Raw genomic sequence first — 14,909 nt, forward strand, 5'->3', positions numbered from 1 at the left:
ATCGAAACCAATCTCGACGATATGTCACCTCAAATCATTGAATATGTGAGTGATAAACTTTTTGAAATCGGTGCGCTGGATGTCTTTACTACTCCAATTTTCATGAAAAAACAACGTCCGGCTATTAAATTGTCGGTTATCATCCAACCCGACTTATTTGAGAGAGTTAAAAATATTCTTTTTCAAGAAACGACTACTTTGGGATTTCGAGAGTTTCAATTTAAAAAGGTATTCCTTGCTCGCGAAGACCGGTTCGTAGAAACGGTTTGGGGGAAAGTTCGGGTAAAAATAGCCAAACATCAAAAGGGTTTTAGGATAACCCCGGAATACGAAGAATGTAAAACCATTGCTCAAAAATTCCAAATCCCACTTCTTGACGTGATTCGTTCCGTTCACCAGACGGCAACAGAAAGAATTGAACTAAACAAGCTGGCCTTTTAAAAAATATTGATCAATCAGGATACATCGCAATAACCTTTACATTTTGCCCCACATTTCTGACAAATCAGCCCCTGAACCAGGGTTTCCCGTTCCTTTAAAGTAACAAAACGCTTAATAATTCTTTTATCTAGTATCCATACCCATTGATCAATGCGTTCATCTAATGAAATCTCGCCAAGTACCAACTTTCTTTTGTCAAAATAATCACGACTAGCCAAGTTGATTCTCTCCTCTATCCAGAAAATTGATATCTTTAGAATTAAGTATTAAGGTAGTAAAGTGATATATGATATAAGATTCCATCCCTAATCTTCGCCTAAATAAGCCTTTCTGACCTTTTCATCATATAGTAAGCCTTTTCCTTCTCCACTGATGGTAATTTTACCAGTTTCCATAACATAGGCAAAATCAGATATTTCCAAAGCAGCCCGAGCATTCTGTTCAATGAGCAAGATGGTGGTTCCTTCCTGATTAATTTTTTTTATGATATGAAATATTTCTTTCACTAAGAGTGGTGCAAGCCCTAATGACGGTTCATCCATCATCAGTAATTGAGGTCGAGACATGAGAGCCCGACCAACTGCTAACATCTGCTGTTCCCCACCACTCAGGGTTCCACCCTTTTGCCAGGTTCTTTCTTTCAATCGAGGAAAGATGGAAAAAATCCAATCCATATCATTTTTAATTTGAACCATATCTTTTCTGGTATAACACCCAAGAATGAGGTTCTCCATAACGGTAAGGTTTGGGAAAATTTTTCTTCCTTCGGGGACCATTGCAATTCCCATTTCGACAATCCGGTGGGTGGGTAACTCGCCAATTAAGCTATCTTTTAATTTGATAGTTCCTGTCTTCGAGCGAACTAATCCAGAAATGGTTCTCAGTGTTGTGCTCTTTCCGGCTCCATTCGCACCAATTAAAGAAACAATCTTGTTTTTATAAACCTCTAAGGATATTCCTTTTAAGGCATGAATCCCGCCGTAATAAACATGGAGGCTATCTATCATTAATAACGGTTGTTCAGCGTTCATTATCCTTCCACTCCCAAGTAGGCTTCAATTACTTTTGGATTATTACGAATTTCATTTGGTGTTCCCTCGGCAATTTTGATTCCAAAATCCATTACCGCTACTCTTTCACAGATTCCCATAACCACTTTCATATCGTGTTCGATAAGAAGAATGGTTAAATTAAACTCCTTGCGGATTCTCTGGATAAAACTCATGAGGTCCATGGTTTCATGAGGATTCATTCCTGCTGCTGGTTCATCTAATAAAAGAAGTTTCGGATGAGTGGCCAAGGCTCGGGCTATTTCCAACCTTCTTTGCTGTCCATAGGGCAAATTTTTGGCTTCCTCTCCCGCCATTCCAAGCAAACCAACTGCTTCTAACAGTTGTTCTCCTTCTGCTCTCATGACTTTTTCCTGACGAATATATCCAGGGGTTTCCCACATGGCACTGAAAAAGGTTTTCTTTAGTTCTTTTTGGAAAGATACCAAAACATTATCGAGCACTGATAAGTTGCCAAATAAACGAATATTTTGGAAAGTTCTGGCTATACCGAGAGAAGTGATAGTATGGGGAGGAAGTTCGTTGAGCTCTTGATTTATAAAAACGACTTTCCCTTTAGTAGGAACATATTGGCCAGTTATCATATTAAATATTGTTGTTTTTCCAGCTCCATTGGGACCAATTAATCCGGCTAAATCTCCGTCTTGAAGTTGAAAATTAAAATCATTAACAGCAATTAATCCACCAAAAATCATCGTTAAACCATTTAAAGAGAGAATTGTATCTATCTTATTGTTCATCTTGTGGTTCCTTTTTCTTAAATAATCTAAAAACCAGATCCCACGATAATTCTTTGGTTCCAAATAGCCCCCGTCGATAAAATATCATCAAAACAACCAACAATGCAGAAAAAACCACCATTCGCATTCCAGGGATGCCAGGAATGGTAAAAGAACCTATGGTATGAGGAGCTTCAACTTCTCGAAGTATTTCTTGAAGAAAGGCAAAAATAAAAGCAGTAACAACTGAACCAGTAATACTCCCCAAACCCCCTAATACAATAATAATCAGCAAATTAAAGGTCATTGCAAAAGTGAACAATGTCGGTGAAACAGTGCTTATTAAAGTAACAAAAAGACCCCCAGCCACACCAGCAAAAAAACCGCTTATGGCAAAGGCTAATAGCTTCATTCGAAAAGGATTGATGCCCATGGTCTGGGCAGCTATTTCATCCTCCCGAATTGCTTTTAAAGCTCTCCCAAAACTGGAATTCACCAGATTCCGAATCAGAAAAACTGTGAGAAATGCCAATCCACCCGTCCACCATAAATTGGTATATTGCGGAAGACCTTTAATGCCCAAAGCGCCGTTGGTTAAGGGGATAAAATTATTCGCTAAAACAAAAATGATCTCACTGAAGCCAAAGGAAGCAATTGCCAAATAATCTCCCCTTAATCGGAGGGTGGGAAAACCGATGAGAAAAGCTCCACCGGCTGCAACCAAACCACCAAGGACTAAAGAAAGAATGAAGAGATAGGATGGAAAAGTTATCACACTAAAAGGCCAAATTAAAGGGGTTAAAAAATAAACCTGTATTTTTTGATAAACCGGTAACATTAACAGGGCAACGGTATACCCACCTAAAGCCATAAATCCGTTCGGACCCAAGGAAAATTGGCCAGCTATTCCGTTGATTAAATTATAAGCAACAGCAGCAATAACATAGATAAAAGCAGTATTTAATATTCTTATCATATAGGCATTCAGGTATTTTTGGGCTAACCATAAGCCAAACAATAAGATGACAAAGAGTATTGCTGTTAGTATATAATCTCTTTTCCCCATTTTTTTCCCAAATCACACCTTTTCTTTTAGAGTTTCGCCCATGATTCCGTTTGGCTTAATGATTAAAAATAGAATTAACAAGCCGAAAACAAAGGCATCTTTATACCCAGTCAAGCTCGGGAAAAAAGCTGCTATGAGTATTTCGGCAAGACCGATAATAAATCCTCCGATCATAGCGCCTACCACATTTCCAATTCCACCAACCACCGCAGCGGTAAATGCTTTCCACCCTGGGAAAATACCCATCAACGGATTGATCTGGGGAAATTTGGCAGCCCACATGACTCCTCCAGCAGCAGCTAATGCCGATCCGAGAGCGAAGGTATAAAGAATGATCTGGTCAACATTCACACCCATAAGTCGGGTGGTTTCCATATCTTTAGCTACAGCCCGCATGGCCATTCCTACTTTGGTTTTATATACAATATAAAGTAAGACCATTAAAATACCGATACTAATGATTGGTACCCAAAAACTCACCCCTTGAATTTTTGCACCGGCAATAACATAGACATTTTTCATAAGGTCAGGGCGAGGAAACCCTTTCGGTCTGGCTCCTAAAACCACTAATCCTAAATTTTCCAAAAAATAAGATACTCCTACGGCAGTAATTAAGGCTGAAATACGAGGTGCTGACCGAAGGGGACGATAAGCTACTCGCTCAATCGTCATTCCAACAATAGCGCACAATACCACACTAATTATAACTGAAAGCCACCAGGGAAGCATAAATATGGCAATCATATAAAAAGCAAAGTAAGTTCCGAGCATAAAAACATCGCTATGAGCAAAATTAATTAAACTGAGGATGCCGTAAACCAGCGTATAACCGATTGCCAATAAGGCGTAGAGACTGCCAAGGGAAAATCCATTCATTAGTTGCTGAAAAAATTGGGTAAAACTCATTTTTAGATCCTCATCATTCAATAAAATGAATCAAAGTATACCGATATATTCTACTCAAAAGACAAAAAGAAAAAAAGGGTTTTAAAAAATAAAAAGGGACAGGAAAGACCTGTCCCTTTTTATTCCCATTTTTATTTGACTTCGATGGTTCCAAGAAGCTTCGCTTTACCACCTTCAACCTGCTTCACTACAACCGGTTTTAAAGCATCGCCTTTTTCAATGGTTATTTTTCCAGTAGTTACTTCTAAGTCTTTGGTGTCTTCGATTGCTGCGGCTACTTTTTCTGGTTCAAATGAGTTAGCTCGTTTGATGGCATCAAGAATGATTATATAACAATCAGCTGCTAAAGCTCCAAAAACACCGGGTTCTTTATTAAATTTTGCCCGATAGGCATCGAAGTATTTTTGGCCGATCTCGGTTAAAGCTTTTTCGGTATCACCGTGAGCGGTGAAATAAAACCCTTCAACAGCATCGCCACCAATATCAACTAATTCCGGAGCATCGGAACCATCGCCACCCAACATTTTCCCTTCATATCCTAAATCACGAGCTTGACGGCAAATCAGTGCAATTTCGGTGTAATAGTTTGGAAGATAAATCACATCCGGATTCAAATTCATAATAGTAGTCAACTGGGCTGAAAAATCCTGGTCTCCAGATTTACAATGTTGAACGGTCAAAACTTCTCCTCCTAATTTTTCATAGGCATCTTTGAAGAAGTTCCCGAGAGCAACACAGTAGTCCTGGGCAATATCGGATAGAATTGCCACAGATTTTGCACCTAAATCCACATAAGCATACTGAGCGGCAGCTAACCCTTGATAAGAATCGATAAAAGTTGCCCGGAAAGAATATTTCTTATCCTGAGTGACCAAAGGATTGGTAGAGGTCGCTGAAATCTGGGGCACCTTTTTTTCTTCACAAATTGGACCGGCCGATAACATACTTCCACTTATTGCTGGGCCGATAATCGCAACAACTTTTTCCTTGTCGATTAAGCGGGTAGCTGCATTAGCCGCTTCTACCTTATCACTTTTATTATCAACCAAGACATATTCGATTTGTTTTCCTAATACTTCGGTTCCAACAATATCCCTTATAAGTTCAATGCCCTCATTGATCATTTGACCATAAGCGGCGACTGAACCGGTCATTTCCAAGTTTGCTCCAATTTTAACCGCATCTTGACCAAAAACCGGAACCGATACTAATAAAAGAATTGCTAAAAATATTCCCAACCATGTTAATCTCTTCAAAGCAATTTCCCCCTTCTTTAATTTTGTATAAAATTATCACCTGAATGAGATTCTTGTCAAGGAAAATATGCACAATAAGCCAAAATCATATAATTTTTTTTAAATACTATCAATTTCACTCCTGAAATGGAAAAAACTATCTATCTAATAACTCACACGGTATTCTTGAATCGCTTCAAACAATGCTTTTAAATTTTCGACTGGTACTTTCGCTTGGATATTATGCACGGCATTCCAAACAAAACCACTATTTTTTCCGAATACTTCGATAAGATATTTCACCTCTTCCCTTACTTCATCTGGTGACCCAAAAGGTAAAGTCTTCTGGGTATTCACTCCTCCACCCCAAAAGGTAAACCATTTCCCAAATTGGTCTTTTAATTGAACCGGATCCATACATGCCGCTGAAATTTGAACCGGATTAAGAATATCAAATCCAGCTTCATGAAGATCTGGAAGAAGAGGATAAATTGAACCACAAGTATGAATAAAGGTTTTCCAGGTTGTATGTTGGTGAACCCAATCATTAACCCTTTGATGAAAAGGTTTAAACAGTTCCCGGTATAAATCTTGAGAAATAAATAGACCATTTTGCGATCCAAAATCAGCTGCTGATATAACAATGACTTGAATTTTATTACCAACTGCCTGAAAAACTAATTTTAAGTTTTCTAAGGCAATTTCGGACATTCTGGCAAAGACATCTTTGATAAACTCTTTTTTGGTTAATAGAGAAATGTACCATTCTTCAAAGTCCCGTATCCCTTTGGGATCGGGAAGACCACATCCAGGTATATGAGCAATATCACTCAAATTGCTCCCTGCCACTCCTCGAAAGATTATCCCATATTGAGCATCTCGAAAAAGGCGTTCAGCTTCTGATTCATAAAAACGCAGGTTTTCTTCCTGAAGAATCGTATATTCTTCCGTTTGATTTTCTACGGTGAGCTCCGATTCTATAACTTCTTTTTTTCGAATCAAAGGATCATGGTAAAAACCTCCGTTGGGCATACAAGCTGAAGGTCGATAGCTTTTATCACCTTTTGGGTATTGAAGAATGTTGCCATTCATATCGGGGACGGTATTAAATTTTTCCGGAACTAAAACCGGTGTTCCATCAAAAAGTTTCCAGGGTTTCCAATTAACATTTTCAAAACCAAAAGAGTTTCCTAAAGTTGGTAAGTCAATGGTATCAATATCGAGTCGTCTTCTAAGTGCTTCATCAACTTCCCCCAGCATGAGGAAAGGATTGATCACCTTGACTGGTTCTCGCGGAGATATCAAACCTAAAGATACCTTCAAAGAATGAAGACAACTGACATGAATTCCAGTAATGCTCGTACTGCCAAGATCGAAAGGTATCCGATCCACTGGCTGATGATTCATTGCTGCTATTAAACGTTCTCGAGAAGTCATGTAATTATCACCTCGATAGATTATATCATTCAAAATGTTGAAATAGAATTTAATTGAAAACCATTCCATCCTATCTATAAAAGACTTTATTCAATAAATGTAATAAAATATTGTAAAAATCGGCATGGATTGAGGAAAAAGGCATGAGATTATTTGCAAAACTTTCTATTTCTTTTTTTCTGGTTTTGATTTTCTCCTTTCCCGGTAAGGGAATCAACCCGCTGTATACTCGTGAAATTCCCCCTGAAACACCCTTTGCGGTGCCACCATCAATTTCTGTTTTTCAAGATCCAGAGACAGGAAACATAGTATCCCAACAGTTGGGAGAAATAAAAATACTTATCAATAAAAATCCCACGCCCAGTCCAGAAGTTATAAAACAACAGATTCTTCCACCGGCTATTTCACCAACTCTGAAGCCAGTCGAAAGGAATGCTGAAATAGAAACACCAATTCCATCACCAGAAAAAGAAATGGTCCCTCTTAAAAAGAACACTAACGAAGAATGGAAATATTTGGGAAGTGGACTTACTGGAAGTTTTCAAAGCGAATTTTCCATTCAAGAAAAGAATATTCGCACCTTACAAATATCTGATTTGCAATTTATTTTATTTCGTTCCAAATATTTACTGAATCAAAACGATTCTAACCGTATGAAAAGGATTATTGAAACAGTCATCCGATTTATCCATGATCAGGGTGATACCATTCCGAATCAAATTCCTCTTAACGTAAATGGAACTTTATGGACTGTTACTATCAATGAGGATGAGTTAATCTGGGGAGTTGATAATATTCAAGAAGAAATACTTGCCGATCCATCGGGTTCTCGGTATTATGTAATTAAAAGGTATTATTATGACTTCCAACAAAGAATTATTGCGGTTGCCCAAATCGGTGATATCCCTCATCAGAAAGATGAAATCGAAACTAAACCCTGGACAGCAATTGTTCTAAATTCACCATTTCAGACTTTGGTTGAATATGCCCAAAATTCTATTCAATAATTTTTCTATTCGTTATATAATTTCAGAGATATTAGCGGGTTAGTCGATAAAAAATATCAAATGACGAGAAAAATTAACCTCTCTTCATAATCAAATTTCTTAGAGTGAGGGAAATAATTTTCAAATAACTAAACTTTTCCTCTTTATTCTCAACCCGAGGAGATTCGGCTGAGAATAAAATATTAGCTCAAGATCATTCTTTTTTACTCGTTGTCTTGATAAAATTAAAAAAACAGGACCTAGTCAATATGCCCATTAATTAAAAAATATTTATAAAGGTCTTGACTATTAAGAGATAATGGGGGATTTTAAGATTATATAACTTTAACTTCTTGGGAGATAACCATAAGGGAGATTCGGACTTAAATGGAAATCAAGAGTGATTCCCTCTATTTTCATGAATTACCTATAGGTTTTTTTGCTATTCATCCTGATGGAAAATTAATAGAAACCAACCGGTACTTCAATCAAATGTTCCAACTAAAAACCAAAGATACCAATTTTTTCCAATTATTTGTTTCACCGGAAGCGAGTCTTGCCTGGCAATCATTATTAGAAAGCAATGAAACCCTCACTGGATTTGAAGCTCAATTTTATACTCAACAACGAAAATCAAAGTGGGTTGAGATAAATACTCGGAAGGTTAAGAATACTTTCAATCAAATATTTTTCTATGTTGGGACTATTCAAGATATTACCAAAAGAAAAGATTCAGAATTGAAAAAAGAAAGTCAGTCGAGTGAACTCCTTACCATCCTTAATCAGATTCCACATCCTCTCTATATCTCCGATCCTGATGGCTATTCCCTCTTATTTGTAAATCAAGCTCTGCAAAAAAAATTGGGAGAAGTTATTGGGCAAAAATGTCATCGTGTTCTTCATGGCTTTCAGTCTCCTTGTATATTCTGTACCAATCACACCGTATTTGAGGATCAGAATTCCGAAACTTTAATATGGGATTTTTTTAATCAAAACGAAAAAAAATGGTATCGATGTATTGATAAAGCCATTCCTTGGCCTGATGGCCGAAAAGTGAAATATCAAATGGCTATTGATATCACCAAAGAAAAACGGACCGAATTTCAATTCAATAAGTTATTGGAAAACCTCCAAAATACCTTAGAGGGAACAGTTAGAGCTATTTCAGACATGGTCGAGATTAGGGACCCCTATATAGCCGGCCATCAAAAGCGAGTTGCTCAGCTCTCCTGCGCTATTGCAGAAGAAATGGGTTACTCTCAAGAGAGAATCAATGGTTTACGCATTGCTGGATTGCTGCATGACATTGGAAAAATATATCTTCCACAAGAAATTCTCTGGAAACCTCATCAGCTCACTGATATTGAATTCAACATGATAAAAAATCACCCTGAGGTTGGATACCAAATATTGAACCATATCCATTTCCCCTGGCCGGTTAATAAAATCATATTGCAACATCACGAAAAAATTGATGGATCGGGATATCCAAAAGGATTAACCGGGAAAGATATTTTACTTGAAGCAAAAATTTTAGCCGTTGCCGATACTATCGAAGCCATGGTATCCAATCGTCCCTATCGAGAGCCCTTTCATATCGAAGAGGCTCTTGGTGAAATCCAACTTCATAAAAATATCCATTATGATTCGGAGATTGTTGATACCTGCCTTTTCATTTTTACCAAAAAAGAATTTCAGTTCGAATCTTGATTCAATATTGAGTCGTGAAGCGGTCGAACTCGCTCTGAAACTCCCAGAATCATTGAATTTTGACTCTGATAAACGAGAGGAAACTTCTGTATAAGCTGGAAGATTTTTTCCCCATATTTAGACCTTTCCTGAGAACTCAACAAAATATAATCAATCTGATATTTTTTAACCAGGTGATCAAAATTTTCTGAAATTAAAAAAAGTTCCCTTATGTCAGCTGCTCTTTTTTGATAGTCAATTCCATGCGACCATAACCAACCCTCATATCCCATAACAATATTCCTTCCGGCTAATACAGAAATAGGATTATTATGAAAATCCGAAGTAAGAAATATTGCATCCGCTGGTGTATGCTGCTGGACAAATTCAGCTACTTTTAAATCATCAATAGAAAAAAGACGAATCGAAGAAACTGCTTCCCGTATCAAGCTAAAAGTACCTGATAGAATACAGATACCAACAACTATTCCGACAAAAAGAGCTCTCCATGATTTTTTTGATATTTTTTGGATGATCTGTTCGAGATAGCTGGCAACAAAAATTACACTAAACATATACCATACAAATAATATTTTAATATTATCCCAATCCCAGGGTTGAAAAATGACCAACTCAGCTAAAATAAAAAGAACAATAGCCGGAAGATAAAAAGCTTTTAACCGATTTTTTGGGGAAAAAAGTGCCAGCAAAAGAAGAATGAAAAATAAACCGGTATTTTTTATCCAAAACCATGGCCAAAAGTCAGTTTTACTCGTCCATCCCGGCATCAACCGAAGGTATCCTCCAGAAACCGACTGGGGAAAAGTCCAATAAATCAATTGAGGAAAGGATAATAAAAATGCCGGGAGAACCAAAACCATCCAATCTAAAACATATTTTCTTTTCCCATCGGATTTTACCAGGAAAAAAATAAACCAGATCAATGCGACAACTATAAAGGCTAAAAATGAATGGGTGTGTATCATAGGCAACAAACCTGCTATCAATCCACTCATAAAATAATATTTTCTTTGAGAAGTATTTATGGCTCGATAAAGGCTCCATAAAGCCAACAATAAAAAAGCCCAACCTCCCAAGGTGGTTCTTTGTGGTATCAGCAAGTCGCAGATAACATTTGACCAGATAATATTCTGATCAAAAAGGTGGGTAGGAGAATTGGCAATTTCTGAGAAGATGGGTGATAAATTTTTCGGAAAATAATAAAAAAATCCTAGACCTCCATTTATAAAAAAAAGCAGAGTCGCAATAACCGTGCTACTCCATTTTTTTAATACTTCCTGGGCAAAAACCACAAAGCTGGTCAGGAGAAGGACAGCCATGGATATACTGGAGAGCAATAAAGAATGACGGAGCGACATCCCAAGCAGATACAGACTGGAAGTGAATGAATCAACTAAAAAAGGATACCCCATTCGTATGCCGGGGAAGATCGAATATTGAGGTGGAAATAACTGTTGTTCTTTAAAGCTGGTGATGATGCCAAGATGAAAAGCTAAATCACCATAGGCATTCCCTCCACAATAAAGACCATCTTGACCGGGAAGCAAATAATGGGTATAAAAAAGATAAATGAAATAAATAGAAAAAGGGAGTACCAACCAAAATATTCTCGTATCATAATCAATAGACACAACTGGTTGATCCTTTGGTTTGTGATAAAGAAAAAACCACAATAAAGAAAATCCTCCCATTATAATTAAAGCCACCAAGTGGGTGAAAAATGTAAAACCAGTAAAAAAAGCGATGGGTATGACTAGCCACATCATACCCAATAGACCAATCAAACCACCAATCCAGATCCTTAGAACTCTTGGTAGCTCATAAAATGTTTTATAAGCAATAAAAATCCCCAGTAGAAAAAAGAATATAAAATAAAAATATCCCATCATTGGTAATCCCTTCTGTTGCTTCTAATCTATCCTGAAAACTCATGGGCATGATAAATCAAGGCCATACAAAATATTTAAAAAAAATGTAGGGGTACAATGTATTGTGCCCATTCTTTAATTAATTTAGCGACATGTCATGGCATGTCGAATCTTTGTAATCATCCTCATCTGGTGCTGCTAGGCAGCATGAGGGTCTATCCAAAAAAAACCAATAATGACTTATGGCCGGTGTTCTACATAACTTCCCGGCACAATTTGATCGTTTTTGCACTCAAATTCTGCCCACAGCTTTCCAGTTTCATACCATTTTTTCCAAGGACCTTCTCTCAAATCATTTTGATAAAGACCTTCTGACTCTTTGTTGCCATTTCGGTAGTTTTTAATCCATACACCATTTTTTTGATCATCCTGATAGGTCCCTTTTTGACCGATTACTCCATTGTCATACCAAGAAACCCATACACCGACTTTTTTCCCATTCTGATACTCTCCTTCACTTTTTTTCTTTCCGTTTTCATACCAGCTGGTTTCCAAGCCATTTTTTACCTGAGTCCTATCGGGACGCACCAAATAGGTGTATTGAACTTTCAATTTGCCGTTGGGATATTTTTCACGATGGGTAAGAGTTTTAACTTGAGATTCGGTGGTATTTATAGTTGGAGTGACTGGCGGGTCCTGGATAATTTCAACTTTCAATTTTTTCATGGCAATCATCTGACCATTATTCCGATTGAAGGCTTTCACCGTTATTTCAAATGGTCCTGGTTGGGTAAAAACATGGGACATTTCTCCTTCTGAACTATCCATTATTTTTGATCCATCGCCAAAATTCCATTGGAATTTGATGTTTTTTATCGAGGCTGGAACATTTTCAAGAGTCGCCTTAAAAAGGTATTCTTCTCCAATCTTCCCGTTAAGCAGTGATGATGGTTCAACAATCATATCCGCCAATTCAACCTGAATTGGCGGGCTAATCGGAATCAGAGTTGGAGTTTCACCCATACTCGAAACGGCGTCGCTCTCACTTCCAATAAGAGAAAACATTCCACTTAAAACTGTTCCAGGAAACATAGTCTGATTTTGATCTAACAATTTTAATTCATCAAGCAATAGTTCTGATTGGGAAAGAGTTTTATCTCGACTAACTACCCGAAATTGCAAGGTCGCAATTGAGCCTTGGTATTTGGTTAATTTTTGGTCATTTGTTTGGGTAATATACAGTCGGATTCGGCCAATATCTACAATTTCCGCTTGGGTAAGCCAGTTATCATTAATTTCTCCAGTAGTTATTCTTAAAAAATCAAGAAGATCCGGATCAAAAGTTAAAAGCATTTCTATATAGGCAATTTTTTGTGACCCATTAAAAAAAACGGGTATATTTATAATTTCTTGGGATTTTCCTCCGATAAAAGGGAGAGACACCGTCGTCATCGGTGGTGGAACCAGAGTTGTAAAGGTAAAAATTATATTATCCGGCAACAAATTCCCTTGTTTATCCATTAAAGATTGTTGAGGTAATATAACCTGAAAGGTTGTTTTTGCTTCCAAATTCAATCGAGGTTTTAGTAGTAAAACGGTATCCTGAATTTCAACCTCGTATTGAACTGATTTCTGAAACTGATCGGTAAAAGTGATGGTTTGAAAGGTTGGGCCGGATTGAATTGGTTCATCAAACTGTATTTCTATTTGAACATCCAAAGAAACTTCAACCGCCCCAGTACGGGGACGAGTTAATACGACTTGTGGTGGATTGGAATCGACTGGAGGAAGTGATAATTCTGGGAGGGATGATTCGGTTGGTGAAAGGGAGGGGAGTTCATCCTTCTTCTCAGAATTTATTGGAAAAGAGGATGCTTCTGAAAGAGTTGGAATCGGAGTCGGGGTAAGAAGGGGAATATTGGTTGTAATTTGACCGATTCCCGGCAGTTGGGAAAGAGAGGTTTCATTAACATCCTGATCAGGAAAGGAAGGAAGTTCATCAACAGGATTCTCCGTTTTCAATCCATTCTGATTAGCATCCAAAGGAATAATTGGTTCTCTGACCACTTTGATAGACTCGCTCACTGCAACTTCTGAATAGCTATCATCATCGCTGGGATATAAGCGAAAATTAAAAATTCCTTCAACATCAGGAATAATAAAGGATAGCTTCCCCTGACGGGTATTTTTTAAATGTCGATAATCAAGATCGTTTTCATCAGCAATTTTTTGGTCACCCAAAGGAATATTTGCAGGTATCAAACCTACCCAAGCATTTGCGCTCCAATCGGAAGAAGCAGTATAGCTGACTAAGACTTCTTGACCCGGTCTAACTTCCGTTTCAGAAACGGTAATGGTAAATTGTTGAGGCAATTCATTTAATGGAAAAACTGGACTTCCACCAACGAAAACTCCGATGGTAAGAATAATTCCGGTGATCCACCAACTGATCGAACCATTTTTTTTCATATTCATTTCCTTCCTTTTTATTCGATTCATTCCTGATCCTACCCCAAGAAACCCTTAGCACAAAACTTGAATAGAAGCAAAGTTATAGCTACTATGATACCAATCAATTCACTCATGAAAAAGTATATAATAGAATTATTTATGATTGATAAGGAGGTGTTCTAATTTGGCCAATTATATTGAACCGGTTGAAGAACTTTCCAATGCTGATCGAGACATTCATCGAGCTCTAAATAGTTTAAAAGAAGAAATTGAAGCTATTGATTGGTATTATCAAAGAGCTGCCGCAACTGCTGAATCAGAAATAAAAACCATTCTCATTCATAATATGGAAGAAGAAATTGAGCATGCCAGCATGATTTTAGAATGGTTACGGCGAAATATGGAAGGATGGAATGAGAATTTAAAAACCTATTTGTTTGCCACTGAACCAATCGGAAAAATTGAAACATCGGAAAAATCTGCCGAACCTGAAATAAAGGGTGATTTGGGGATTGGTAACCTGAAGTAGTCCTTCTGAATAAAGGACCGGAAATAATTTCTTCATTTATCAAGGAGGATACCATGGACATTTTAAAAAGAAATTTAGCGCCCATAACCGATCAAGCCTGGCAGGAAATTGATCGTCAAGCAAAAAAAGTCTTTCTCAATCAACTTACTGCTCGCCATTTTATTGATGTTATTGGTCCAAAAGGGTGGGATTATGCTGGGATTGGATTGGGAAGGCTCAGCGTCCCTGAAAACCAAAGAGAAGGAGACGTCAGATTTGGAATACATATGGTTCAGCCTTTAGTTGAAATTCGAACCTCATTTCAACTCGACCTGTGGGAATTAGATAATATTAATCGAGGAGCAGTTGATGTTGACTTCACTCCTTTAATTGACGCTGCCAAACAAACTGCTCTTTTTGAAGAAAAAGCTATTTATCATGGTTTTGAACCAGGAGATATCGATGGTATTTTACCAGTCTTAGAATATGAACCCCTTCCCTTTTCTCATGAT

The 14,909-nt window shown here is 37.5% G+C and carries 14 protein-coding genes; 5 read left to right on the forward strand and 9 right to left on the reverse strand.

What is annotated here, in order from left to right; genetic code table 11:
• Positions 1 to 441, forward strand: a 441-nt coding sequence (larC2, locus tag PLK24_RS03045; RefSeq protein ID WP_324476291.1) for a nickel pincer cofactor biosynthesis protein LarC2, incomplete at its 5' end; no start/stop codon positions are given.
• A 14-nt stretch (positions 442 to 455) separates the two neighbouring features.
• On the opposite strand, the gene PLK24_RS03050 is transcribed toward larC2, so the two are convergent.
• From PLK24_RS03050 to PLK24_RS03080, 7 genes are all read right to left on the reverse strand, one after another.
• A complete protein-coding gene (locus PLK24_RS03050) occupies positions 456 to 659 on the reverse strand; it encodes a hypothetical protein (RefSeq protein ID WP_324476292.1) in 204 nt (67 codons plus the stop codon).
• 87 nt (positions 660 to 746) lie between these two features.
• Complete coding sequence (locus PLK24_RS03055) at positions 747 to 1,472, reverse strand: ABC transporter ATP-binding protein (RefSeq protein ID WP_324476293.1); 726 nt, start codon at positions 1,470 to 1,472, stop codon at positions 747 to 749.
• Positions 1,472 to 2,251, reverse strand: coding sequence for an ABC transporter ATP-binding protein (locus PLK24_RS03060; protein ID WP_324476294.1), 780 nt, complete (start codon positions 2,249 to 2,251; stop codon positions 1,472 to 1,474). Before PLK24_RS03060 ends, PLK24_RS03055 begins: the two co-directional genes overlap by 1 nt.
• A complete protein-coding gene (locus PLK24_RS03065; protein WP_324476295.1) occupies positions 2,241 to 3,296 on the reverse strand; it encodes a branched-chain amino acid ABC transporter permease in 1,056 nt (351 codons plus the stop codon). The genes PLK24_RS03060 and PLK24_RS03065 overlap by 11 nt, the downstream gene beginning before the upstream one ends.
• 12 nt (positions 3,297 to 3,308) lie before the next feature.
• Positions 3,309 to 4,202, reverse strand: coding sequence for a branched-chain amino acid ABC transporter permease (locus PLK24_RS03070; protein ID WP_324476296.1), 894 nt, complete (start codon positions 4,200 to 4,202; stop codon positions 3,309 to 3,311).
• A gap of 131 nt (positions 4,203 to 4,333) precedes the next feature.
• On the reverse strand, positions 4,334 to 5,458 hold the full coding sequence (locus PLK24_RS03075) for an ABC transporter substrate-binding protein (RefSeq protein WP_324476297.1): 1,125 nt from the start codon (positions 5,456 to 5,458) through the stop codon (positions 4,334 to 4,336).
• A gap of 144 nt (positions 5,459 to 5,602) precedes the next feature.
• Positions 5,603 to 6,907 carry a uroporphyrinogen decarboxylase family protein gene (locus PLK24_RS03080; protein ID WP_324476298.1) on the reverse strand — a complete coding sequence of 435 codons (1,305 nt, stop codon included), beginning with the start codon at positions 6,905 to 6,907 and terminating at the stop codon, positions 5,603 to 5,605.
• 110 nt (positions 6,908 to 7,017) lie between these two features.
• Here PLK24_RS03080 and PLK24_RS03085 point away from each other — a divergent pair, with 110 nt between their 5' ends.
• Positions 7,018 to 7,881, forward strand: coding sequence for a hypothetical protein (locus tag PLK24_RS03085; protein ID WP_324476299.1), 864 nt, complete (start codon positions 7,018 to 7,020; stop codon positions 7,879 to 7,881).
• 366 nt (positions 7,882 to 8,247) lie between these two features.
• On the forward strand, positions 8,248 to 9,570 hold the full coding sequence (locus tag PLK24_RS03090; protein ID WP_324476300.1) for an HD domain-containing phosphohydrolase: 1,323 nt from the start codon (positions 8,248 to 8,250) through the stop codon (positions 9,568 to 9,570).
• On the opposite strand, the gene PLK24_RS03095 is transcribed toward PLK24_RS03090, so the two are convergent.
• Positions 9,555 to 11,459 (reverse strand): putative glycosyltransferase family protein, encoded by a 1,905-nt coding sequence (locus PLK24_RS03095; RefSeq protein WP_324476301.1) that lies wholly within the window; start codon positions 11,457 to 11,459, stop codon positions 9,555 to 9,557. The two genes, PLK24_RS03090 and PLK24_RS03095, sit on opposite strands and share 16 nt — an antisense overlap.
• Positions 11,460 to 11,678: 219 nt before the next feature.
• A complete protein-coding gene (locus PLK24_RS03100) occupies positions 11,679 to 13,907 on the reverse strand; it encodes an Ig-like domain-containing protein (protein ID WP_324476302.1) in 2,229 nt (742 codons plus the stop codon).
• Positions 13,908 to 14,073: 166 nt separating this feature from the next.
• Here PLK24_RS03100 and PLK24_RS03105 point away from each other — a divergent pair, with 166 nt between their 5' ends.
• Together PLK24_RS03105 and PLK24_RS03110 are read left to right on the forward strand one after the other, a co-directional pair.
• The gene (locus PLK24_RS03105; protein WP_324476303.1) at positions 14,074 to 14,418 is read left to right on the forward strand and encodes an encapsulin-associated ferritin-like protein; all 345 of its coding nucleotides are present in this window, start codon (positions 14,074 to 14,076) and stop codon (positions 14,416 to 14,418) included.
• A gap of 53 nt (positions 14,419 to 14,471) precedes the next feature.
• The coding region (locus PLK24_RS03110; RefSeq protein ID WP_324476304.1) for a family 1 encapsulin nanocompartment shell protein at positions 14,472 to 14,909 on the forward strand (438 nt) is incomplete at its 3' end.

Origin of the sequence: Atribacter sp. (assembly GCF_035418125.1) — a bacterium.
In the GTDB taxonomy this organism is placed as follows: Bacteria; Atribacterota; Atribacteria; order Atribacterales; family Atribacteraceae; genus Atribacter; species Atribacter allofermentans.

Excerpts from the sequence above, each read along its gene's own strand:
- PLK24_RS03085 (WP_324476299.1), top strand. The coding sequence starts at position 7,018 with ATGAGATTATTTGCAAAACTTTCTATTTCTTTTTTTCTGGTTTTGATT.
- PLK24_RS03055 (WP_324476293.1), bottom strand. The coding sequence starts at position 1,472 with ATGAACGCTGAACAACCGTTATTAATGATAGATAGCCTCCATGTTTAT.
- PLK24_RS03095 (WP_324476301.1), bottom strand. The coding sequence starts at position 11,459 with ATGATGGGATATTTTTATTTTATATTCTTTTTTCTACTGGGGATTTTT.
- PLK24_RS03070 (WP_324476296.1), bottom strand. The coding sequence starts at position 4,202 with ATGAGTTTTACCCAATTTTTTCAGCAACTAATGAATGGATTTTCCCTT.
- PLK24_RS03100 (WP_324476302.1), bottom strand. The coding sequence starts at position 13,907 with ATGAAAAAAAATGGTTCGATCAGTTGGTGGATCACCGGAATTATTCTT.
- PLK24_RS03090 (WP_324476300.1), top strand. The coding sequence starts at position 8,248 with ATGGAAATCAAGAGTGATTCCCTCTATTTTCATGAATTACCTATAGGT.
- PLK24_RS03065 (WP_324476295.1), bottom strand. The coding sequence starts at position 3,296 with ATGGGGAAAAGAGATTATATACTAACAGCAATACTCTTTGTCATCTTA.
- PLK24_RS03060 (WP_324476294.1), bottom strand. The coding sequence starts at position 2,251 with ATGAACAATAAGATAGATACAATTCTCTCTTTAAATGGTTTAACGATG.